The following is a 21858-nucleotide window of genomic DNA, read 5'->3' on the forward strand; positions in this document are numbered from 1 at the left end:
CGAAAAACGGGATGCCATCCGACACGGACGGCCCCCCGCTTTCTTTCAGAGCTTCCTGATCTCTCGGCTCTCTTATGCGTTCTGCCCGTGGCAATGTTTGTACTTCTTGCCGCTGCCGCAAGGGCAAAGGTCATTACGCCCGATTTCTTCCCCGCGTTTGACCGGACGCTTCTCGGCCGGTTCACCGCTGGTAGAGATCTTATCCTCATCCACGACCGCTTGACGTTCCTGGTTCGTTTCCACTTGGGCTTTCATGATATACATGGCCACTTCTTCCTGGATGCTGGCAACCATCTGATTGAACATCTCGTAGCCTTCGAACTGGTACTCACGCAGTGGATCCGTGCCGCCGTAGGCGCGAAGGTGAATCCCCTGGCGCAATTGGTCCATGGCATCGATGTGATCCATCCACTTGCTGTCAACCGAACGAAGGGCGATTACTTTTTCGAACTCGCGGACCATTTCCTCGCCCAGCGCTTGTTCGCGTGCATCATATTTTACCATGACACGGTCAAAAATATAATCCACCATTTCGTTCGACTCTTTACCCCAGAGCTCATCCTTGGTAACTGCGCCTTCATCCAACAGCTTGCTGTTGACGTAATCGGCAATTTCTTGCAGTTCCCAGTTCTCCGGAATCTCATCGCTGGTGTGCGCTTCGACAACTCGCTCGATGACCGGCTTGATCATATCTACGATAATTTGCTTGATATTTTCGGATTCCAGCAGCTCGCGGCGCTGTTTATAAATAATTTCGCGTTGCTGATTCATGACATCGTCATATTGAAGAACGACTTTACGAACGTCGAAGTTATTGCCTTCTACCCGTTTTTGCGCGGATTCGATCGCACGTGTGATCATTTTGCTCTCGATCGGCTGATCTTCTTCAAAGCCCAAACGATCCATCATGTTCAGAACATTGTCGGCACCAAAACGCTTCATCAGTTCATCGCCAAGGGACAGATAGAACTGGGTCGAACCCGGGTCGCCCTGACGACCGGCACGGCCGCGCAGCTGATTATCGATCCGGCGCGATTCATGCCGCTCCGTACCGATGATATGCAGGCCGCCAACCTCGGATACGCCGTCGCCCAGCAAAATGTCGGTCCCGCGTCCCGCCATGTTGGTGGCGATCGTCACGGAGCCCGGTTCACCGGCACGGGAAATGATCTCGGCCTCTTCGGCATGATACTTCGCGTTCAGGACTTTATGAGGTACGCCCTTGCGCTTCAGCATTTCGGAGACCAGTTCGGAGTTCTCGATCGAAATCGTACCGACAAGCACCGGCTGGTTCAGCTTATGACGGTTGACGATTTCGTCAACCACAGCTTTAAATTTGCCGCTTTCGCTCTTATATACAACATCCGGCAAATCTTGACGCTGGTTCGGCCGGTTCGTCGGCACCTGCAGCACTTCAAGGCCGTAAATTTTCTTGAATTCCTCTTCTTCCGTCTTGGCCGTACCGGTCATCCCGCCCAGTTTGCGATACATCCGGAAGTAGTTCTGAAACGTAATCGTAGCGAGCGTCATAGATTCGTTTTGAACCTCGATGCCTTCCTTCGCTTCGATCGCTTGGTGCAATCCGTCGCTATAGCGGCGGCCTTGCATAATCCGGCCCGTAAACTCATCGACGATCAGAACTTCATCTTCAGTCACCACATAGTCTACGTCACGACGCATGATTACGTTCGCTTTAAGCGCCTGTACGACATGGTGATTCAAAGTAATGTGGCTGTGATCATAGAGGTTTTCGATGCCGAACGCTTTCTCGGCTTTCGCTACCCCTTTTTCGGTAAGGGATACCGCTTTTACCTTAATATCCACCGTATAATCTTCTTCGGCAACCAGGCGCTTCACAAAACGGTCAGCGGCGTAGTACAGCTCCGTCGACTTCTGGGCTTGTCCGGAAATAATCAGCGGGGTCCGTGCTTCGTCAATCAGGATGGAGTCCACTTCGTCAATGATACAGAAGTAGAGCGGGCGTTGTACCATTTGTTCCTTGTACAGCACCATGTTATCGCGGAGATAGTCAAAACCGAACTCATTGTTCGTTCCATAAGTAATATCGCAGGCATAAGCTTCTTGCTTCTCATGATGCTCCATGCCGTTCAGATTGACCCCTACGGTCATTCCTAGGAAATTATAAATTTGTCCCATTTGCTGGCTATCGCGCTGGGCCAAGTAATCGTTGACGGTAACGACGTGAACTCCCTTGCCCAGGAGCGCATTCAAATAAACCGGCAGGGTCCCGACCAGGGTTTTACCTTCACCGGTTTTCATCTCAGCGATCCGGCCTTCATGAAGGGCCATCCCGCCCACCAGCTGTACGTTAAAATGGCGCATACCCAGCGTTCTCTTGGACGCTTCTCTTACTGTTGCAAAAGCTTCCGGCAAAAGCTCATCCAGCGTTTCGCCTTTTTCGATCCGTTCACGGAACTCGGCGGTTTTCGCTTGCAGCTGCTCGTCCGAAAGAGCTTCGAATTGTGGTTCCAATGTATTAATATAATCTACCGTCTTCATAAGACGTTTGACATCACGTTCGTTCGTGTCGCCAAAAATCTTCTTCATTAATCCCAGCATGGTTTACCCCTTTCATGCATAAACAGATGATTTGCCTAAATTGTAACAGTTTGTAAGGCATGCCGCAACACACGGTATCACCGCCGGGGCACTGTCAAAACCCCATCTATACGAATAAAGAGCCCTACCCGCGCACGGGTAAAGGCTCGTTCCTTTTACTTCAATTGCAAGAATTACCACTCTCATTCAAACAATCGTCATGATTGGATACGTTAATAATTATTCTAAAAATAAATGATGGATCACGAGATTAACAAAAAATAGGTATCTATTCTTTCTCGATCAGCCCGTATTTCCCGTCATTCCGTTTGTAAACCACGTTAATTTCCTGCGTATCAATGTTGGAGAAAACAAAGAAATTGTGGCCAACCATGTTCATTTGCAAAATTGCTTCTTCCACATCCATCGGCTTCAGATTAAAGCGCTTGGTGCGGACCAGTTCCAAATCGTCGTCAATGTCTTCCATCGTAGCTACGTTGCCGTTACCGGCCGTATTCTCAACGAACAACGTCTTCAGACTGCCCTCTTGGCGGAACTTACGGTTAATCTTCGTTTTGTGCTTGCGAATCTGGCGTTCGAGCTTGTCCGCAACCGCATCCATCGATGCATACATATCATCGCTGCGATCCTCTGCACGAAGCACAACGCCGCCGGAAAGTGGTATCGTTACCTCAACCACGTGCAAGCCGCGCACGACACTTAAAGTGACGTGACCTTCGGAAGCAAGGGGTGCATCAAAGTACTTGTCAAGCCGGCTGAGCTTCTTGTCAACATAGTCTCTCAAGGCCTCAGTCACTTCAATTTGTTGTCCACGAATACTATAATTCATTGGGCACTCCTCCTTTGCTTTACACCTTCATTATACCACGATGTTAGCCCAAAGTAAAAATTGTAAATCCAGCATAAAGTGCTGCCTAACTAAGCTAACAGCGCTGTTTCAGCTCAATAAACCGCAGAGTGCCCGGGTGCTGGAGCTGCGGTAATTTTGAATGTTTTATGACCATAAGTTGAGCAAGGATACTGCATCCCATTCTTTAGTTCAAGTTGTGCTTTTGCTTTAACGCTAATCGTGCCGGGCTTTGGCCTTCCTTCGTTCAACGATCCTCCAGATCAGGAGCATAACAAGAGCACCGAATGCTGCGCCCGTCGTATCCAGCAACACATCCTCCACCAGTCCGGTCCGATCCGGCATAAAGGTCTGATGCAGTTCATCCGAGCAGGCATAGAGAAAGGAGATAGCCAAAGTCCAGCCAAAGTCCCTTCCCCTTCGTCCGGAATTCAAGGCAAATGCCGCAAATAACCCTAGCAATCCATACACCGAAAAATGGGCGCCCTTGCGAATGAAAAATTCGATAAAGCCTGCTGTTCCCAAACTCTCGGCACTAATCTCCCGTCCTGCATAAGTAAAGGAGATTCCATCCAACCATTCGGAGGCCGAGGTATGAGTAACCTTCCTCTCGATTTCGGGCTGCAGGTTCTGCTCCTCATATGACTGGGCCGAAAGAGCGAATAACAGTATCATGATAGCTAATGCTGGAATCCATTTGAGAAGCTTACGGAAATTCATGAACTCACCTCGTTTAGAATCTGCTATGTTGAAGCATTGGTGCGGATTCAAAAGGCATGGACGCGAAGGTACTTGCGCCCTTCCCCGAAACCTCACCGAAACAACAAAATAAGACCCCGGGTAAGTTCCCAGGGTCTGTTGCTAGCGAATCTTCAATTCTTAACCATCATACCGTTATATGTAGGTCGCGGCTGTGCCGGGATGATTATAATTTGATTACGTTAGCGGCTTGCGGTCCACGAGCGCCTTCAACGATTTCAAACTCGACGGATTGTCCTTCTTCCAGAGTTTTGAAACCTTCCGATTGGATTGCGGAGAAATGTACGAATACGTCGCCGCCCTCTTCAGTCTCGATGAAGCCATAACCTTTCTCTGCGTTGAACCATTTCACTTTACCTTGCATGCACTAACATTCCCTTCATTATCAAATAAGAGTGTGACCCTGTGACCAAGCCCACATTTCTGACTATACCACCCAAACTTCACCAGTGTCAATTACCAAGGATTAGGTTTTCCTGTAAAAATATTGTAAATCCTTGTCGAATAAAAACTGGCGTGTCTAGGAAAGTTAGTTAGCGGCGGGATGAAAAAAAGAGCCCTCCTTATTCATTAACCAGGGAGAGCGGTGGTGAAACAAGAGAATGAATATTATGCATCTTTGAACTTATCATTTGCGAAATAGATCGTAAAATATATTTTCATAAACAAATGGGTGTTTATATGGTGCTAGGAAGGCTATAAACTTTAATCATCTCAGGCTCCATTATAGCTTTTACCTTGCATAACGGAGGGCCACCTCTATTACCACCGCGATAACATCAGACACATCTTTGTCGCTCATCTTAGGGAAAAGTGGCAGTGTTATGGCTGTTTCGTAATACGCCTCGGCATTCGGGCAAATGCCTTCCGTATATCCTAAGCCTTTATAGTACGGCTGCAAATAAACAGGTATATAGTGAACATTAACACCAATGTTGTACTGTCGTAGCGCTTCAAATATTTCTCTTCTTGACCCATCAAAACAATCAGCTAGAAATCGAACGACATATAGATGCCAGCTCGAATCTGCCTTAGGGTGCTGCTGAGGAAGAACTAACCCTTTAATATCCGAAAGTTGCTCATTGTATGCCTTAACAATTTCTCTTCTTCTCATTATAAAGCCATCTAGTTTATCCATTTGCGATACACCAAGTGCTGCCTGCATGTCCGTCATCCGGTAATTGTAACCAAGAGACTGCATCTCATAATACCAAGGACCATCATTCCTCATCATTTCTTCGGGTTCTCTAGTCATTCCGTGATTTCGGAACTGAAGGAGTCTACGATAGTAGGTTTCGTCATCAGTAACGATCACTCCCCCTTCTCCAGTCGTTACATGCTTGACAGGATGGAAGCTAAACATGGTCATATCCGCTAATGTGCCGACTTTCTTACCGTCATAGCTGGCACCCAAAGAGTGAGCGGCATCCTGGATAAACACCAAATTATGATTCCGGGCTATCATAGATATCCGATCCGCCTCTACCGGTTGCCCCGTAAGATCGACCGCAATGATAGCTTTTGTTTTGTTTGTGATTGCAGCTTGGATCTTATCGGGTGAAATATTGTAGGTATTCATATCAATATCCGCAAAAACCGGAGTACCTCCTTGATAGAGTACAGAGTTACTCGTTGCCAAAAAAGTAATGGGGCTGGTGATGACCTCGTCATCCGGACCAATGCCAGCCGCGTAGCATGCCCCGTGAAGCGCAGCCGTTCCGTTGGCATAGGCCACGGCATATTTAGCCCCCACATAATTCGCTACCTTTGCCTCAAACTCCCTAACCGCCGGTCCTTGAGTAATAAAGTCGCTTCGAAGAACTTTCACTACAGCATTAATATCATCTTCGTCCAACCATTGTTGTCCATAAGGTAACATACTTGATCGGATTTCTGGTTTCATCGGTACCCCTCCTTTAGAAAGCCTTAAGCAAGCCCGCCCTCAACAATCCATTTTCTTGTTCTTTGAATGCCCTCTTCCAACGAAATTTGCGGTTCCCATCCCAGCAAATGCTTGGCTTTACCGTAGTTACATAGAAGTTTTTGAATTTCGCTTTGAGGATGAATATGGGGTACATGTAGAATCTTAGAAGAATCTCCTGCGATTAAGAGCGCCAGATCATTTACGGATATATCGCGACCCAGACCAGCATTCACGATTTCTCCATTTACACGATCATCAAAGCCGGCAGACACGACAAAACGGGCGCAGTCTTCAACATAGAGAAGGTCTCTCGTTTGAGTACCTTCGCCATATATGTTTAGCGTTTTACCTTCCAACTCATTTTTGATAAAAATAGCCACCACGCCGCCTTCTCCGCCGGTTTTTTGGAAGGGGCCGTAAGTGTTGAACGGGCGAATGACGACCGTAGGAAGACCGTAAGCGTAGTAATAGGATAGAACCATATTTTCTGCGCCTATTTTTGATCCCGCATAAGGTGAAGCCGGCTTAGTAGGATGGTTCTCATCAATGCCCGTTTCATCATTGCAACGATCATAGACCATACAAGTGCTCATGAAGACAACTTTAGTGTTGTATTTGCGGCACTGCTCTAAAACGTAGAATGTACCAATCGTATCGTTATTAAAGGTGGTTCTAGGTTCGTCAATTGAATCCTGAACGTTTATGGAGGCTCCCAAATGATAGCAAATCTCAAATCTATGAGCGTCAAATAAAGAGGAAAGCAAGCTTTCATCTAAGATAGATCCCTTAATGAACTGTTTAAATCCCGGATGATTAATAATCTCAGTAAGGTTCTCTTCCCTCCCGTTAGATAGATCATCCAGCACCCACAGGTTATAGCCTTCATCCAAAAGTCTTTTTGCAACCCAACGACCAATAAATCCAGCCCCGCCAGTTAGTAAAATATTCATATTGCAACTCTCCCATCCTACTTGAGTTTAAATCAAATCCCAGCTAAGGGGTGTACCTTTCTTCGAATCTTTCGTGATCGGTTTACCTATGACAAATTCGAAGTATTTAGGCGACAGGCCGTATCCAGGTCTAATAATCCTCACGTTCTCTTCCGTCAATACCTCGCCCTTTTTCATATCCTTGGAAATATACAAAGAACGTCGAAATTGCAAGGATGCTCTTTCTGAATCTGTCGGACCGTACTTTACTTGTCCTAGAGCTAGCCAAGCTCTTTTGGATTCCTCTACCAAAGACTTCAATTCATGAGGCTCGAGCGAAAAAGAAGAATCGACTCCTCCATCCGCTCTCGACAAAGTGAAGTGCTTTTCGATCACAGTTGCTCCTAGAGCTACGCTGGCTACTGCCGCTCCGACACCCATGGTATGATCGGACAAGCCTACCTGGCAGCCGAAGAGCTTTTGTAGATGCGGAATGGTCATTAAATTCGTATTTTCCGGAGACGCAGGGTACGTGCTGGTGCACTTTAGAAGAATTAATTGTTCATTTCCAGTCTCTCTTACGGCCGCGACGGTCTCATCCAATTCCGCCAGCGTGGCCATTCCTGTAGAAATGATCAGCGGTTTACCTGTAGATGCCGCTCTTCGAATCAACGGTAAATCGCTGTTTTCAAAGGATGCTATTTTATAAGCAGGAACGTCTAAGGACTCCAGAAAATCGACAGCTGTATTATCAAATGGAGAACTGAATGCCAGTAACCCCAGCTCTTTGCATCTTTTGAAGATCGGCTCATGCCACTCCCATGGTGTATATGCTTCTTGATACAATCGATATAGGGACTTTCCTTCCCATAGACTCTTTTTATCATTGATGAAGAATTCGTCTTCGGATAAGTCCAGCGTCATGGTTTCAGCCGTGTAGGTTTGTAATTTAATAGCATCCGCTCCGGCTTCAGCGGCCGCCTCTACGATCTTTATGGCCCGCTCCAGGGATTGATTGTGATTTCCGGACATCTCTGCAATGATGAAGGGGGGCGTATCTCCAGATATGATACGCTGGTCTATGGACACCTGGGAATTCATAATTGACCTCCAATATAGAAGTTATAGTTTATAGACATATTTATAACATACAGATCCACTGTACTCGGTAATTCCTTCGCATCCAAACCCCGCCTTTTTAAATAGGGATATCGAAGGCTCGTTGACTATCTTAATAAAGGCTACCAAATCTGAGATATGATGTATCTCTTTCTCTCTCTCCAATAGTTTAATGGCTTCTTCCAAGATTGATGTCCCAATTCCCTTACCCCTGTAATCACCGGATACGGAGATTCCAACGATCCCCTCTCCATTTACTCTGAACATGCCGACCGGAAGGGACCCTTCAGCCAATTCAGCAATCCAGCAACGTGAAGAGGCCAATAGACTTTCGAACCATAAATCGTGCTGCTCTTTTGAAATCTCTTTCGAGTTAAAAGACATTTTTCTAGTTGTTACATCATTTGACCAATTGTAGATTATCCACTTATCCTGCTCATTCACATACCTTAGTTTAATCTCCATTGTCGGCCGCCTAATTAGCAATAAATTTATGGTCTCTCTGTAGCAAGAAGCGCTTTAACCACGCGCTCCGCCCCTTTACCGTCGACCAAATTCATTACCCTTTCCTTTGATCTATTGATGAAGTCGTGATCTTCATTCATATGAGCAATCAATGCGTTCATAATGTCAGCATCTATTACATTCTTAGATTCTCCCAAGTATCTGTCTAACCCCATGGATTCCGCTTGTTGAGCCACCGCCACCTGATTATCTGCAATCGCAATAAGAAGAGCAGGAAGCCCCATACAATATCGTTCCCAAGTAATGGTTCCGGCCGAACAGATGGCCAAGTCCGCCTTTCTCATTTCCTCAGCCATGGATCTTGGCTGAACCAAGACCTGAATGCCATCCAAGTCCTTACACACTTCTGATATAATGCCAATATTCGGATTAGACGCACCCAAGATTACGGTTAAATGGTACATCGGCTTCTTATTACTTTGGGTCGTGCCGCTCAGGGCCTTGACCACTTTAAGTGTTTCGTTCGTCGGATCCGTCCCTCCGAAACAAACCAAGATGTTGGTATGCGTTTTCGGGGATCGAATGTTTAACCGGTTTCTTTCGCATCCAAACTCTTGTCTTAGTAGAGCGTATCCCGGTCCTAAAAGTTGTATGGTATTAGGCGATACTAGCTTATTATAACGAGTTTCCATATCATCATAATGATTGGAATCAAGCAACAGATGGCAGTTATGGGGTCGGTTCGCCAGATCGTCTATCACAAGAACTCTTGCAAGATACCGCATCATCACAGACTCCCAAACCGCATCGATTCCGTAATGATCAATAATAAGGTAATCTTCTTGCAAAGGCGCGGAGCCAAACTCCTGAAACAAATGCTGGATTATATATTCGGCATCTTCCAAGCTGCCAATTTCATAAGGAGAAAATAAACGGAGAACTTTGTATCCCCGTAAGACGATCAAGGAAGATAGCGGCTCGGAAATTTCTGCACAAAGGAATACAATCTCTTTTGCTCTATGTTCCAATACCTCACATAATGCCAAACAACGCATAATATGGCCGATTCCCATCCTTTCAGCGGAATCTGCTCTAATAAAGATACGCACCATTAGTCTACCTGGACTTTCTTTTGCTCTACATGTTCATTAATCTTAGCAAGCTCGGGTTGCAGATTCATTAAATTCAATGCGTCCTGCCATTTAAATATCGCCTCAGGATCGTATAAGCAGCTATACATCTTTTCTATTAACTGCCAGTCCTCATCAGTATCTAGAGTCCAACGGTATCGAGAACAATCTGCTTCATGGGTATAGCTATATAATGCAAACCGATCTTTATTCATATAGATATAGGGCGTCACGTGTTCTCTTAATGATGACTCATGAGCAAACTGATAAGCCATTTCCAAACTTTCGAATGAAAACACCTCCGCATCCAGCCCTCTTGGAAAGGATCTCTCCAATGTATTGCTTACATAGTCGTATTGTCGACTCTGATAAATTTGCAAAAGTCTGGAGATAATGCCACTATCAATCAATGGACAGTCGGATGTAATGCGAACAATAACATCAGCCTGTTCGTTAACTGCCGCCCCATAAAAGCGGCCAAGGACATCATGTTCCTCTCCCCTGTAGACCTTAGCTCCGCAAGTTTGAGCCTCCTGAGCAATCACATCATCCATTTCTAGCGTTGTAGTAGCGACGACAACCCCGTCCAATTCCGGTACGTTGCTCACTCTGCGGATCACGTGCTCCAGCACCGTCTTATCGCCAAGTTTTTTCATGACTTTACCGGGGAGCCTCGTCGAACCCATTCTTGCTTGTATAATAGCGATTGCCCTCATTTCCTTCAACTCCATTCCCTCGCCTACCAAGGTTCTTATCATCTGTCAATCTCACAGATCAAGCAAGCTGTTTAATTTTTCTTTTGCTATGGGTTCTACCTCATTAGAACTATAGCTCTTAATGTCTGCCGGCCAAGCATTCTCTTGTTGCTGATACTCGAGATAGGAATTGCGGACGATGAACATATCATCCGTCTCCAGTGCATATGCCGATTCCTCTTCAGTCATCAGTTCCTCGTACATTTTTTCTCCGGGCCTTAAACCTATGTCTTCGATTCGAATTTGGTTCGGATCAATATTTAATGACTTCGATGTTCGTTCAATAACAGCATGCGCCAAGTCCATCAGCCTCACGACAGGCATCTTAAGCACGAAGGTTTCGCCGCCTTGTGCGACATCCATCGCCTTAATCGTAAGATCTGTTGCCTGCTTTAATGTCATCATGAAGCGAGTCATTTCCCTACAAGTTACAGTAATTTTACGCTGTGTTTGAATTTGCTGTTTAAACAAAGGTATGACCGAACCTCGAGACCCCATTACATTACCGAAACGAACAGCAGCAAATTTGGTTTTTTTTGGTCCCGTCTGATGCTGAGCAGCGGTAATTAATCGTTCTGCCATTAACTTGGAGGCCCCATAGGTATTCGTAGGAGAAATCGCCTTATCCGTACTAGTGAAAATCACTTTTTTTACGTTGTTATGGATCGCTGCATGAATCACGTTTTGTGTGCCAATTACATTAGTTTGAACTGCCTCAAACGGATTGTATTCACAGGAAGGAACATGCTTCATTGCAGCTACGTGAAACACGTAATCAATATCTTCCATAGCACGTACAAGCCGCTGCTGGTCCCGAATGTCACCTATTAAAAATCGCAAACGATGCAGTTGTTCTTTAAATTCGATAGACATTTCATATTGCTTGTGCTCATCACGACTGAAGATCCGTATTACGCTAGGTTCTTGTTCCATTAATCTCTTGACCAGACTGCGACCAATCGTACCTGTTCCGCCTATGATTAGTATTTTCTTCCCTGTATAATTATGATTTATCATATAGTATCTTCCTTTTTTGTAGTTTGCAATTGGTCAAGTTTGTGGAGAGTTTCCTTAAATAAAGCCGTTAGCATCGGGACTTTACTTTCTATATGGTTAAGGAGCGTTCCCAGATGTTCGTAAATCATTGTAGACTTGCGAATCAGGTTTTGTTCGATAGCCATCAATGGCTGCTGGCGATCAAAATCAGCGATTTCTCGTGGTAAAACAATTTCATATATAACCGGGAACCAAGCTCGATTAACGATTTTACCCCAAGCCTGTTCAATCTCATAGATGGACCGTCTGCATTTGTCTGGTTTGGTGCGGCTCCATTCCCGGATCGAATTTAATTGCCTCTTTATTTGTTTAACCTCCGCGTTCAAAAACCCTAAGTCTTCCAGTGTATTCGACAGCTTCGATTTTACGCGTTGAATGTAATCCCAGTTTTTTTCGACGACAGCCTGTTCCAACAAAGACTTCACTAAATCACTCGGCACGGTCTTTGCTGAGATTAAGTCATACACCTCTTCCGCCGGTATCCAGGTCGTCCCGTTCAATGCAGCTCCATTGCGTGTTGCATTTATAAATTCCACGCCTGGTAGCGCTTCGAACAACTGCTCTAGCGAATCTTTCATATATAAAAAGCTGTCACTTGTCCGATTGAACGTACCGTGTACGTTTAATATTTGGTGGGGAGCCCTATTTACAATATCAAGATTGGTAACATCATCGATATGCTGAACCCCATCGCTGTAATACTTATTTTCCGGAAAGGACAGATCTTGTCCCATTAAAATAATTTGCCTTGCCCCCATCCAAACCGCTGCCTGAATGGCCGTTCCGGTGACCGTAGGAGTCGGCGTTAGCGCGGTCTGTTCCTTTACGATCTCAAGATAATATTGAGAAATAGGATCATTACTCATCACTGCGTGAATGGTCTGTTCAGGATCCTTGCGTTCTGTTATCTCATAATATGAGGTTGATGCATAGAGCAGCGGGGCTTCCAAGGTCCTCGGGTCGCTAAACACCTTGCCATTAATCGGCCCGCCATCGAGCGTCACCGCTAAATGAGGACTTATCCCCTGATTAACTAGCGCTTGGATGCTGGATCCCGCACTAATGATCAAAGCATGTGGTGCAAAACGAGAAACCCATTCCATGTCTGTCTGCAAGGAAGGGCCAGAAGCAACGATGACTGCAGTAATCCCCGGAAATATGTTCTTTATCTTCTCTATTGGCACGGAAGATAGCATCCCTGGTATCTGGTACAGACTATTACGGATCCAATCCTCTCTGAAAAAGTGATGAGTATTCTGGTTCGAATTATACATGACGTTAAACTCTTCAAAATCATGCTTTATCTTTCGAAGAACGTCCATCTCCTTCTCTAGATAATACCGTAAAGCCACAAAAGCCAGCTCTTTCTGCATATGCACGGATGTAAGGTAGAACAAACTATTTAGTTGATCCTCCTCAATGGCCAGATAGTACAAATTAGGATGAGCTAAAACATGGCGTAAATCATAATTTGAGATGGCATGATAAAACTGATGCAGATTAGGCTCGTACACAAATAGAAGGCGATTGGAGTATAAATCCAGCAAGTCGGAAAGGGATAGTCCCTGTCCAAATCCGTAGACAAAAATGCATTCCATATCTTCTACGGATCCTTTTACCGCTTGAAGCCATACTTGATCCCTTTCGATCTGTTCAATATATATAAGATGATCATTAACGTCGACTACATTTGTTGCTTCACTCACCTTCTTGGCAATGGAAGGAAATTTATGCTCAAGCACTCGCAAATTAGCCTCTAAGATATTCAAGTCCTGATTCACCATCCGATTCTTTTATCTATATTAACTATATCGGCTCTTTTTAGGAGCAGATGAACATTCGCACTATAAAAATAACATAAGAAAAATAATCCAGTTTATTTAAACTGGATTATTCCGTCATCATGGATCTATTATTTACGATGGTCGATAAACATGCCATCTATCAGGTAGCTCTGGTGATACGCAGATTGTTGGTTACGGATTTGCCGCTGTCTAAGCAGCCATTCTTCAGCTTCCCGCTTTAGCTCACGCATCCGAGCTTGAATGGCTTCATCAAAACTCAAAATATACCTGATTTGAACCTTATGAGAATCGTTCAATTCGCTTCTATCCGATTCTTCTAATCTTTTGACCAATGACTCTCTTTGATCGGCCAAGAAGGTTAATTCCTCTTCAGTCATTTGATCCAACCGGGATACGGCCAAATCCGTAACTCGCTGCAATTCATTGAGAAGTTCTTCAAATCCCGCCAACTCTTCTCTCATGATGTGCCCACTCCCGCAATGCGACTAGCTTCAATCCAAGTCTCCCGCATCTCAATCAAATAACCGAGAACTTCTTTAGCCAAGCTAGCGTTCTTCTGAATATTCGATTGCATTAAACAGTGTAAGAAATATTCGTATAACCGCAATAATTCACCTGAGATCTCGTAATCAAAGTTTAACGATGATATCAATTCATGTATAATTGCCTGTGCTTTGCACAAGTTATTGTTTGCCACATCGTAATGTCTGGATTCGATTCCTTCGATCCCCGCTTTGGTAAAACGAATTGCACCCTCGTAAAGCATGATTAAGAGCTTGGGTTTGGACGCGGTTTGCGCTTGTGCCTGTTGATATTTCTGATAAGGTGAGTAAACCAATTCCCATCCCCCCAAATATTACGACATCCCAAAAAGACTGGAGGCCGTACTATTGTATTTATTCATTGCCGTTTCCATGGCTGTAAATCGTTTGAAGTAATTTGTTTCGATTCGGTTCAACTTGGCAACCATTTCACTAATTCTACGATCAAGGTTGGTAAGCTCCGTCCCCATCGTACTGTTGGATTGGAAAGCTGCAGTCAGATCTTTGCTAACCTTAGAAGTACCCGCCGTTTGGGTCATCTGCTCCAAGGCAGCATTTGAAATTTTAAGCATCTTAGCAAACACGCCATCGGTGGGCTTGTACTCGTTATCAGAAAATGCAGCAGAATAATTTTGACCAAAGAAGCTGGATACGATGCTCGGATCCTTATCCAGTGCCTGCTTCAATTTTTCCACATCTAATTCCAACTTGCCGTTCGTCTGATACACACCGGTCGTTATCCCAAGCTCCGTCAACATCAATGGCTTGTTAACATCAACCCCATTCTCTTTAACCGTTCTACCGATATCCACACCCTGAATAATGGCCGTTCTCATGTCAGTAATAGTCTGTTGGAGAATACTATCGTTTTTCAACATGCCGCTTTTCGCTTTATCCGTCCACAATTTCGCTTCGTCGTCGCTCATTGCGGACCTTTCCTCATCCGACAAAGGTGAATATTTTCTATATCTTTCTTCCCGGACCTTGGAATTTAAACTCGAGAGCAAATCGTTATAAGCATCGACAAAACTCTGCACGGCCTCTACAATTTTCTCGGTATTTTTGGTAACCTCGATATGTGCAGCAACTCCACCCGTTGGAGTGGCAGAGTTCAATGTGAGCATAATACCGTTCACATCGAAGGTATTAGAGGATTTTTTTACGGTGAGGCCGTTAATGACAGCCTCTGCGTCCTCCCCATCCGTTAGTTTAAGTTTGAATTTATTTACAATGTCATCAGCTATAATCATGGTTGAGTCGGCCGTAGCAGTGCTGGCAGTCACGAAACTGTTTGCTTTACCGGTTGATTTACTGGACAGGGATAGTCCATTCTCTGGATCGTATATCGCTGTGACGCCGGCTGTCTTACTTGTGTTAATCTTTGCAACGAATACTTCGACTGTATCTGTTGCTTGAACATCGATCTCATCCATGCCAATTCTTACTTTACCATCCGCGAACCCAAAATCACCCATTGTGGTTTTTCCTGCTCCAATAGTCTTCCAAGCAGCACTATCCGAAACTGCAGTGGATGTAGTCGCGAGCTTATTTACTTTCACATCAAGTACTCCGCTGGCTGATGACGAAGCAACTGCCGTTACAGCCGAAGTATCCCCCGTTATCTTTGCACTCTGTGCATTCAACACCGCGTTCGAGCTCAGCTTAGAGAGCTTGTCCTGAAGGAATGATACCAACTTCGTGCTTGTTTCGCGATATCCTTCGCGCTTCCATTCCATCAGCTGTTTTTGCTGGTTCAGCTTATTCAGCGGCGCCCTTTCGGCCTTCATTAAATTTTTGACGATCGAATCAATATCCATGCCTGATGCTAAACCTGTTATTCTGGTAACCATGCTAACCCTCCCGTTTATACTCTTTTATCGATAATGATCCCGGCCACTTCCATCATATTGGATACGATATCCAACAATTTTTCCGAGGGCACCTCTCGAATCAAATCACCGGTTTCCTTATTCAGCACCTTGATAACAATGGCTTGCGTTTTATCGTGAACGGATATCTGTAATGTTTTTTGCGGCCCTTGGATCGCCTCCATTGCTTTTTGCAATTCATTAATTGCTTCCTCTTGGGCCTGATGAATCTCGGAGATACTTATTGATGCTGAAGGCGAGCCGTGTTGTACGGCTGTAGCACTGTTTGTGTTTTCAACTTTCTTCACAATTTGGGACTGGTGTAATGAGTGCGCGCCCCCGCTTCGAGTAACATTTATAGATTCCATGGCCAACCTCCAATTAGTCTACTTTTTTCCGGCCATCATGCTTCTCTCAGTTGCTGTTAGTTTATATATCGGTTTTACAACCGGAATTTTTATGCCATCTGGATAAAAAAATAAGACTCCGCTTAATAAGCGGAGTCTTATAAAGACTATATTACTTCTGGAATTAACGAAGCAAGGACAGAACGCCTTGCGGAGCCGAGTTGGCTTGAGCCAACATCGATTGGGAAGCTTGAAGCAGGATGTTGTTCTTGGACAGAGCAACCATTTCCTTAGCCATATCAGTATCACGAATACGGGATTCGGAAGCTGTCAGGTTCTCTACAGTGGTTCCCAAGTTGTTGGAAGTGTACTCCAAGCGGTTCTGGATAGCACCGAGGTTAGCACGTTGTGTTGCAACTTTCTCAATTGCTGCGCTAATGTTGTCCAGCGAAGTCCCAGCACTCAGGTTGGAGAAACCAGTAGTCACGACCTTAGCGATATCAATCTTAAAGGCCTTATCATCAGCTTGGATAGAAACGTTCGATCCGGCCGCTCCCTTAATTTTGATGCCGTTGAAGTTCGTATTCGACATAATGTTGTCGATTTGCTTGCCGAGCTGTCTCAATTCAGCGTTGATGTTGGATTTGTCTGCGGTAGCATAAGTTCCGTTATTCTTTTGAACGTTCAGTTCTTTCATCCGGCCCAGCATGGAGCTGACTTCGTTCATCGCGCCTTCAGCAGTTTGTGCGAAGGAGATACCGTCTTGAACGTTACGTTGTGCTTGCTCCAAACCGCGGATTTGACCGCGCATTTTCTCGGAAATCGAAAGACCAGCAGCATCGTCAGCTGCACGGTTAATACGAAGACCGGAGGACAGCTTTTCCATGTTTTTGCTAGTTGCTGCACTGTTAAGTCCCATGTTGCGGTGAGTATTTACGGCTTGCAAGTTATGATTGATAATCATTGATTATTTCCTCCCTGAAATATAATATCCCACATCCATGTGGTAAATTGGAGTTTTCGCAGGTCGGCCGCCCAGGAAAACCTCTACAATAATATATATCGTCAGATACCAAAATTTTATTTATAGCGAAATATAAAAAAAATAGAAAATTCGTTAAGATCTTTTCATTTTATCGATCTGCAGCATGATGTCTTCCATATCTGCGGGTTTTACCAAAGCGTTTTGATTATTTTGAAGGATTACTTCATAGACTTCTTTTCTAAAGATGTCGATATCTCTAGGGGCGGATACCCCTATCCTTACATTGTCTCCATCTACAGAAAGTACAGTTATAGTGATATTATCCTGAATTACGATCGACTCGCCCTTTTTACGAGATAAAACCAGCATTATTTATCATCCCCCTCTTGGCTATCAGAAACCCCTTTCAAATCCCACAGTGAATGCTTCGTGGTATACTTGGTATTTTGCAAAACAAGCTGCTTTGCGTGCTTAGACTCCAGGTTAAACACCAAAGGGGCCAACAAATTTATAGAGGCTTTCTCAAAATTAGTGTGCCAAGTTACAATGCATCTTACTCCTACCTGAGTGCTTGAGGAAATCCCTAATTCTCCGAGATTATCCTCAGACAATTCAAATTCATAATCTTTATAAAAATCAAACGGATTTACAATAATAAATGATCGATCAGGGTCTTCTATCGATACCATAAAACTAAAGAGTTCATTATGAGGTTTAATTTGAAAGTCCTTAAGCATTTCAAATCCCGGAATCCCTTTTGCGAAATAATAAGCTCCTTCAAGCCAGTTATTATAATGAGTTGTAGCTTCCTGTACCACTTTGATCATCCTCCTTGTGTTAAAAAAGCTATGAACCCGATTAGTTCATAGCTTAAATATATCGCAATACATTCCCTTTTATCGAATAAAGTCAACCAACGTCGGTGTAATGATCTTGGCGCCTGTAGCCAGAGAAGCCTGATAAACATTGGATGCAATATTAGATTGGATAATAACCTCTGCTATGTCTGCATCCTCAGTTTTGGATTGCAGCTTTGTCAAGCTGAAGTCCTCACTTTCCAACCGGTTTTGCATGAGTTCTACGCGATTGGTTCGTGCACCGGTTTCCGCATGAACAGAAACCATTTTGGTAAGCCTGGAATCGATATTAGTAAGTTCTTTAGTGACATCGTCGTATTTCCCGCTTTTCATGGCAGTGGATAACTTATCGATAATATTAAAAACATTGTCATCCCCGTTTTTTGCGCCAAAGAAGTCATTACCCGAGGTGTTTATTTGAAACTTAATCCCTTGGCCGACCACATACTCCACTGGCCCCTGATCCGTCTCGACGGCTGCAAAAGATGCAGCATTGTTCGGATCGTACGGTCTTATATCATAGGTCTGACCATTAAAAACATACTTCCCGTTAATCTGGGTATTACCGAGGTCAGCAAATTGCCCTTTTAATTCCTGCAATTCCACCTCAATACTGTCCAACGCGGACTGAGGGTTCGTACCGGTACCCGCTCTTACTGTCAATTCCTTCAACCGACTCATGACGGACTCAGCCTGGGACATCACCGAATCCGTAGTATCCAGCCAACCTAACGCCGTGTCCACATTGCGCTGATACTGGCTATTGGCGGACAACTCAGAACGGTAACGCAAAGCGTAAGTCACGCCGACCGGATCGTCCGACGGTTTGTTTAATTTGCGGCCGGTAGATTCTTGATTTTGCAGGTCCGACATTTTGTTCAGGTTCTTGTTCAAGTTGCGCAGAACCTGGTTGCTCATCATATTTGAAGTTACGCGTAATGCCATGAGAATTCTAACCTCCTAAGGATCAACGACCTACCGTGCCGGTTCCGTTGATGAGTTTGTCCAGCATTTCGTCGAATGTAGTCATGAAACGGGCAGCGGCGGAGTAGGCATGCTGGAACATGAGCATGTTCGACATTTCCTCGTCCAGCGAAACTCCGCTAACCGACAGCCGATTGGAATTCACTTGGTCGGTCAAAATCAGGGCATTGTCCGCCTGACGTTTAGCCTCATTGGCTTGAACCCCTACTTGTCCGACGATGGCTTTAAAGTAATCATCTATAGTCGATGTCGCGCCTGTGCCGGTGCCGAAAGTGAATTTCACGTCTTTCAGTTCGGCCATCAGCAGCGCTAAACCGTTATTACCTTTAATTACGGTCTCTGAAGTCCCTGCCCCCGAAGTTTTTAACGAAGTGGCAATCAGGCTAGGGTCATCGATAATGGCTTGACTTAAAGTAATATTGCCTGCGGTTAAAGTTCCACCACCAGCGGCAGCAAAGAATTCCCCGCCGGCAACCGGCGTTCCGTCGTTCGCATTATATCCGAGTTTATGAAGGCCGTTGATGCCTTTCACCGTAACAGTTAAATCTGCGGCTAACGTACGTGTGGAACCCTGATAAGTTACTCCGTCTAGCACGGTACCTTCCGGTAAGATCGTTCCCTTAGGGAGCGTTACCTGAATATCTCCATTAACCAAGGAATTCGCAAATTGATCGAGCTGCGACTGATAATCCGCGACATACTTGTCACGGGAAAGAATCATGCCGAATACTTCGCCATTATTAAGGGTGCCGGCGGCATAGGCGTTCTGCAAAAGATCTCCGGTAATTGGGGTCGGAGTCGAGCCTGCCACAAGAACCTGGCCACCCATGGAAATCTGATAACCCTCTGGAAGATTAGTAACTTCAATATTTACAAGTTTAGATAATTGATCGGTCAAAAGATCGCGTTGATCCCGCAGATCGTTCGCGTTGTCGCCCAGACTTTCGATCCGGGTGATCTGATTGTTCAAGTCTGCGATCGAAGACAGCATTGAGTTCATACTGGATGCATTGACTTCCACGTTTCTCGTCAAATCCGCATTCAGATCGCTTAGCTGCTTGCTCGTATGGTTTAACGCGTCCGTCAGAGCGAGCGTGGTTTCTTTTACGATCTTCCGGTTCGTAATGTTCTCGGGATCTTTACTGAGATCCGACCAAGCGCTCCAAAATTTATTGATCAGCGAGCTAATCCCGGTGTCGGAGGGCTCGTTGATAATAGCTTGGAGCTTATCGAGCGTATCATACTGGATATTCCACGCACCCAGTGACTTATTTTCATTACGGAACTGCTCGTCGAGAAATTGTTCCCGGATTCGTTCAATGGAGTTTACCTCAACCCCGGTGCCGAGCTGCCCAGGATTCACGGAACGGTTAATTCCGTACGCTTCCAGAGGACGAGCCGCGCTCATCTTCACCGTCTGGCGGGAGTACCCGTCCGTATTGGCGTTTGCAATATTGTGGCCGGTCGTATTCAAAGCGATGGATTGCGTGAACAAACTGCGCTTTGCCGTCTCCAGCGAATGGAAAGTCGATGTCATAAAATCCTCCTTGTCGGGTTAAGCCCGGGCGTCAAAGTACCCCGGTCCTTTAAAGCCCGATGGCTTGTCGGTCGGTGGTTTATAAGTAGCCTCCTGCTCGGGAGGCGCTCCCAGCAATTCAACAGAATAGTTTACAAAAGCGAGGGACTGTTCAATCAGCTTCTGATTGAGATCGTTAAGCCTCTTCAGTTCATGAAGCGTCCACGATAGAGCGGATTGCATATTCTTCAGGGCTTCCTTCTCCTCAGGGTCAAAGACAAGCCGGGTCAATTCCGTGATGTTCAGTTGGAGCATGGACTTAATGCCCTTTTCCTGCAAAAACGCCTGGCAAGCAGCCAAGCGCTTTTCTTCCAGCGCGGAAATCTGCTTCATGAGCTTCGACTCTTGATTCATAATTGATATCAAGGTCTCAATATCGTTTGCCATAATGGCTTCTTTCTTCGACTCTCCCCATTTCAGCATGCTCAGATGGGCTTCATTCAGCTCGTTTAACGAGTCAATCAATTGCTGTATAGCCATAGTGCCCCCTATTTATCAGTAAAAGACTTGAAGTATGGAAGAAGCTTATCCGCCAGCTTGCCGGCGTCAACCTGATAGGTTCCGGAAGATACCTGGGATTTCAATTCCTCGATACGTTCGGCCCGACCCGGTTCCTGAGCGCTTGCCTGAGCCTTAAGAAGCTCCATGGCCTCCGTCGAGATCGACACTTCATCCTTACGGCGGGCTTTATTATCCGATTCCTTACGCCCCGATTCGATTTGCCGTTGATAATTATTTATGGCTCCGATTCGTCCGGTCTCATTAATTTTCATGGGCTCCACCTTTCCTTCCAAAAATAAAAAAGCCGATATTCTTTACTAAGTTTATCGGCGTGTGGTGAATCATATTTAATAGCGAACCATTGGTTTATAAAGAATATTATGCCAAGATATCTGTAGTTTTAACGCTCAGGTCCTCGAAATTTGTCGATTACCCCGTATGCGCCCCCTGCTCGATTGTCTTCGCCCGTCTTATTTCTATCCTGGGTTCCTTCCCTCGCCGCAGCCGTTAAATCCTTGGCAAGGCGGGCCCGGCAAGAATCGCACATGTTGCCGTCTCGAATAAGAACACCGCACACCTCGCACGGATACATCATATTCGGATTGTTGGCTATTGAGATTCGGCCTTCTCTAATAAACTTGGTGATTTGCCGAATTGAAACCTCCGTAGCGTCAGAAACTTCCTGAATCGTTGCGGTCTTCTCTTCGCGCAAATATTTAAGGCACTTCTCATAATCCAGTTCGATATCTTTCATACAGGCTGGACAGATGTCTCTGAAATTTTTGGCAAACAACTTCCCACAGCGCGGGCAATTCCCTAGATTCATCTC

Annotated in this window: 24 protein-coding genes; all 24 read right to left on the reverse strand. The window is 45.2% G+C overall.

Translation table 11 applies throughout. The features are described 5' to 3' along the window. Positions 1 to 72 precede the first annotated feature (72 nt). Positions 73 to 2580: a preprotein translocase subunit SecA gene (gene secA / locus KB559_RS14350; protein ID WP_211022618.1), complete on the reverse strand. Its 2508-nt coding sequence runs from the start codon at positions 2578 to 2580 to the stop codon at positions 73 to 75. 268 nt (positions 2581 to 2848) lie between these two features. Then, a complete protein-coding gene (gene hpf / locus KB559_RS14355; protein WP_211022619.1) occupies positions 2849 to 3409 on the reverse strand; it encodes a ribosome hibernation-promoting factor, HPF/YfiA family in 561 nt (186 codons plus the stop codon). Positions 3410 to 3643: 234 nt separating this feature from the next. Next, a complete protein-coding gene (locus KB559_RS14360) occupies positions 3644 to 4147 on the reverse strand; it encodes a VanZ family protein (RefSeq protein WP_211022620.1) in 504 nt (167 codons plus the stop codon). Positions 4148 to 4352: 205 nt separating this feature from the next. Beyond that, complete coding sequence (locus tag KB559_RS14365; protein WP_007132290.1) at positions 4353 to 4550, reverse strand: cold-shock protein; 198 nt, start codon at positions 4548 to 4550, stop codon at positions 4353 to 4355. 369 nt (positions 4551 to 4919) lie between these two features. Then, complete coding sequence (pseC, locus tag KB559_RS14370; RefSeq protein ID WP_211022621.1) at positions 4920 to 6089, reverse strand: UDP-4-amino-4,6-dideoxy-N-acetyl-beta-L-altrosamine transaminase; 1170 nt, start codon at positions 6087 to 6089, stop codon at positions 4920 to 4922. Between the two features lie 23 nt (positions 6090 to 6112). Next, positions 6113 to 7060: a dTDP-glucose 4,6-dehydratase gene (locus tag KB559_RS14375; RefSeq protein WP_211022622.1), complete on the reverse strand. Its 948-nt coding sequence runs from the start codon at positions 7058 to 7060 to the stop codon at positions 6113 to 6115. Positions 7061 to 7087: 27 nt separating this feature from the next. Continuing rightward, the gene (pseI, locus tag KB559_RS14380; protein WP_211022623.1) at positions 7088 to 8140 is read right to left on the reverse strand and encodes a pseudaminic acid synthase; all 1053 of its coding nucleotides are present in this window, start codon (positions 8138 to 8140) and stop codon (positions 7088 to 7090) included. 21 nt (positions 8141 to 8161) lie between these two features. After that, positions 8162 to 8623, reverse strand: coding sequence for a GNAT family N-acetyltransferase (locus KB559_RS14385; protein WP_211022624.1), 462 nt, complete (start codon positions 8621 to 8623; stop codon positions 8162 to 8164). A 26-nt stretch (positions 8624 to 8649) separates the two neighbouring features. Then, complete coding sequence (gene pseG, locus KB559_RS14390) at positions 8650 to 9735, reverse strand: UDP-2,4-diacetamido-2,4,6-trideoxy-beta-L-altropyranose hydrolase (RefSeq protein WP_211022625.1); 1086 nt, start codon at positions 9733 to 9735, stop codon at positions 8650 to 8652. After that, positions 9735 to 10484 (reverse strand): cytidylyltransferase domain-containing protein, encoded by a 750-nt coding sequence (locus tag KB559_RS14395; protein WP_247681834.1) that lies wholly within the window; start codon positions 10482 to 10484, stop codon positions 9735 to 9737. The genes pseG and KB559_RS14395 overlap by 1 nt, the downstream gene beginning before the upstream one ends. Before the next feature lie 36 nt (positions 10485 to 10520). After that, on the reverse strand, positions 10521 to 11525 hold the full coding sequence (locus KB559_RS14400; protein WP_211022626.1) for a UDP-N-acetylglucosamine 4,6-dehydratase family protein: 1005 nt from the start codon (positions 11523 to 11525) through the stop codon (positions 10521 to 10523). Next, positions 11522 to 13333, reverse strand: a complete 1812-nt coding sequence (locus KB559_RS14405) for a motility associated factor glycosyltransferase family protein (protein WP_247681835.1) — start codon at positions 13331 to 13333, stop codon at positions 11522 to 11524. Before KB559_RS14405 ends, KB559_RS14400 begins: the two co-directional genes overlap by 4 nt. Positions 13334 to 13476: 143 nt before the next feature. Beyond that, positions 13477 to 13830, reverse strand: coding sequence for a hypothetical protein (locus tag KB559_RS14410; protein WP_211022628.1), 354 nt, complete (start codon positions 13828 to 13830; stop codon positions 13477 to 13479). Next, entirely contained in the window at positions 13827 to 14207 is a 381-nt protein-coding gene (fliS, locus tag KB559_RS14415; protein ID WP_211022760.1) for a flagellar export chaperone FliS, read from the reverse strand. The genes KB559_RS14410 and fliS overlap by 4 nt, the downstream gene beginning before the upstream one ends. Positions 14208 to 14225: 18 nt before the next feature. Then, positions 14226 to 15761 carry a flagellar filament capping protein FliD gene (gene fliD / locus KB559_RS14420; RefSeq protein WP_211022629.1) on the reverse strand — a complete coding sequence of 512 codons (1536 nt, stop codon included), beginning with the start codon at positions 15759 to 15761 and terminating at the stop codon, positions 14226 to 14228. A 14-nt stretch (positions 15762 to 15775) separates the two neighbouring features. After that, the gene (locus KB559_RS14425; RefSeq protein ID WP_211022630.1) at positions 15776 to 16147 is read right to left on the reverse strand and encodes a flagellar protein FlaG; all 372 of its coding nucleotides are present in this window, start codon (positions 16145 to 16147) and stop codon (positions 15776 to 15778) included. Between the two features lie 163 nt (positions 16148 to 16310). Continuing rightward, a complete protein-coding gene (locus KB559_RS14430; protein WP_211022631.1) occupies positions 16311 to 17090 on the reverse strand; it encodes a flagellin N-terminal helical domain-containing protein in 780 nt (259 codons plus the stop codon). Positions 17091 to 17243: 153 nt separating this feature from the next. Next, positions 17244 to 17480, reverse strand: a complete 237-nt coding sequence (gene csrA, locus KB559_RS14435; RefSeq protein ID WP_211022632.1) for a carbon storage regulator CsrA — start codon at positions 17478 to 17480, stop codon at positions 17244 to 17246. Continuing rightward, positions 17480 to 17938: a flagellar assembly protein FliW gene (gene fliW / locus KB559_RS14440; protein ID WP_211022633.1), complete on the reverse strand. Its 459-nt coding sequence runs from the start codon at positions 17936 to 17938 to the stop codon at positions 17480 to 17482. The genes csrA and fliW overlap by 1 nt, the downstream gene beginning before the upstream one ends. A 69-nt stretch (positions 17939 to 18007) precedes the next feature. Beyond that, positions 18008 to 18913 (reverse strand): flagellar hook-associated protein FlgL, encoded by a 906-nt coding sequence (flgL, locus tag KB559_RS14445; RefSeq protein WP_211022634.1) that lies wholly within the window; start codon positions 18911 to 18913, stop codon positions 18008 to 18010. Between the two features lie 22 nt (positions 18914 to 18935). Further along, a complete protein-coding gene (flgK, locus tag KB559_RS14450; protein ID WP_211022635.1) occupies positions 18936 to 20489 on the reverse strand; it encodes a flagellar hook-associated protein FlgK in 1554 nt (517 codons plus the stop codon). An 18-nt stretch (positions 20490 to 20507) separates the two neighbouring features. Beyond that, positions 20508 to 21008, reverse strand: a complete 501-nt coding sequence (locus tag KB559_RS14455; protein ID WP_211022636.1) for a flagellar protein FlgN — start codon at positions 21006 to 21008, stop codon at positions 20508 to 20510. A gap of 8 nt (positions 21009 to 21016) precedes the next feature. Beyond that, positions 21017 to 21301 (reverse strand): flagellar biosynthesis anti-sigma factor FlgM, encoded by a 285-nt coding sequence (flgM, locus tag KB559_RS14460; RefSeq protein WP_211022637.1) that lies wholly within the window; start codon positions 21299 to 21301, stop codon positions 21017 to 21019. 128 nt (positions 21302 to 21429) lie between these two features. Beyond that, complete coding sequence (locus KB559_RS14465; protein ID WP_211022761.1) at positions 21430 to 21855, reverse strand: TIGR03826 family flagellar region protein; 426 nt, start codon at positions 21853 to 21855, stop codon at positions 21430 to 21432. Between the last annotated feature and the right edge of the window lie 3 nt (positions 21856 to 21858).

This window comes from Paenibacillus sp. Marseille-P2973 (assembly GCF_018101095.1).
GTDB lineage: Bacteria > Bacillota > Bacilli > Paenibacillales > Paenibacillaceae > Fontibacillus > Fontibacillus vini.

What these genes read in the sequence shown, in the direction of transcription:
- secA (WP_211022618.1), bottom strand. Translation starts at nt 2,580, where the DNA reads ATGCTGGGATTAATGAAGAAGATTTTTGGCGACACGAACGAACGTGAT.
- hpf (WP_211022619.1), bottom strand. Translation starts at nt 3,409, where the DNA reads ATGAATTATAGTATTCGTGGACAACAAATTGAAGTGACTGAGGCCTTG.
- KB559_RS14360 (WP_211022620.1), bottom strand. Translation starts at nt 4,147, where the DNA reads ATGAATTTCCGTAAGCTTCTCAAATGGATTCCAGCATTAGCTATCATG.
- KB559_RS14365 (WP_007132290.1), bottom strand. Translation starts at nt 4,550, where the DNA reads ATGCAAGGTAAAGTGAAATGGTTCAACGCAGAGAAAGGTTATGGCTTC.
- pseC (WP_211022621.1), bottom strand. Translation starts at nt 6,089, where the DNA reads ATGAAACCAGAAATCCGATCAAGTATGTTACCTTATGGACAACAATGG.
- KB559_RS14375 (WP_211022622.1), bottom strand. Translation starts at nt 7,060, where the DNA reads ATGAATATTTTACTAACTGGCGGGGCTGGATTTATTGGTCGTTGGGTT.
- pseI (WP_211022623.1), bottom strand. Translation starts at nt 8,140, where the DNA reads ATGAATTCCCAGGTGTCCATAGACCAGCGTATCATATCTGGAGATACG.
- KB559_RS14385 (WP_211022624.1), bottom strand. Translation starts at nt 8,623, where the DNA reads ATGGAGATTAAACTAAGGTATGTGAATGAGCAGGATAAGTGGATAATC.
- pseG (WP_211022625.1), bottom strand. Translation starts at nt 9,735, where the DNA reads ATGGTGCGTATCTTTATTAGAGCAGATTCCGCTGAAAGGATGGGAATC.
- KB559_RS14395 (WP_247681834.1), bottom strand. Translation starts at nt 10,484, where the DNA reads ATGGAGTTGAAGGAAATGAGGGCAATCGCTATTATACAAGCAAGAATG.
- KB559_RS14400 (WP_211022626.1), bottom strand. Translation starts at nt 11,525, where the DNA reads ATGATAAATCATAATTATACAGGGAAGAAAATACTAATCATAGGCGGA.
- KB559_RS14410 (WP_211022628.1), bottom strand. Translation starts at nt 13,830, where the DNA reads ATGAGAGAAGAGTTGGCGGGATTTGAAGAACTTCTCAATGAATTGCAG.
- fliD (WP_211022629.1), bottom strand. Translation starts at nt 15,761, where the DNA reads ATGGTTACCAGAATAACAGGTTTAGCATCAGGCATGGATATTGATTCG.
- KB559_RS14425 (WP_211022630.1), bottom strand. Translation starts at nt 16,147, where the DNA reads ATGGAATCTATAAATGTTACTCGAAGCGGGGGCGCGCACTCATTACAC.
- KB559_RS14430 (WP_211022631.1), bottom strand. Translation starts at nt 17,090, where the DNA reads ATGATTATCAATCATAACTTGCAAGCCGTAAATACTCACCGCAACATG.
- csrA (WP_211022632.1), bottom strand. Translation starts at nt 17,480, where the DNA reads ATGCTGGTTTTATCTCGTAAAAAGGGCGAGTCGATCGTAATTCAGGAT.
- fliW (WP_211022633.1), bottom strand. Translation starts at nt 17,938, where the DNA reads ATGATCAAAGTGGTACAGGAAGCTACAACTCATTATAATAACTGGCTT.
- flgL (WP_211022634.1), bottom strand. Translation starts at nt 18,913, where the DNA reads ATGGCATTACGCGTAACTTCAAATATGATGAGCAACCAGGTTCTGCGC.
- flgK (WP_211022635.1), bottom strand. Translation starts at nt 20,489, where the DNA reads ATGACATCGACTTTCCATTCGCTGGAGACGGCAAAGCGCAGTTTGTTC.
- KB559_RS14455 (WP_211022636.1), bottom strand. Translation starts at nt 21,008, where the DNA reads ATGGCTATACAGCAATTGATTGACTCGTTAAACGAGCTGAATGAAGCC.
- flgM (WP_211022637.1), bottom strand. Translation starts at nt 21,301, where the DNA reads ATGAAAATTAATGAGACCGGACGAATCGGAGCCATAAATAATTATCAA.
- KB559_RS14465 (WP_211022761.1), bottom strand. Translation starts at nt 21,855, where the DNA reads ATGAATCTAGGGAATTGCCCGCGCTGTGGGAAGTTGTTTGCCAAAAAT.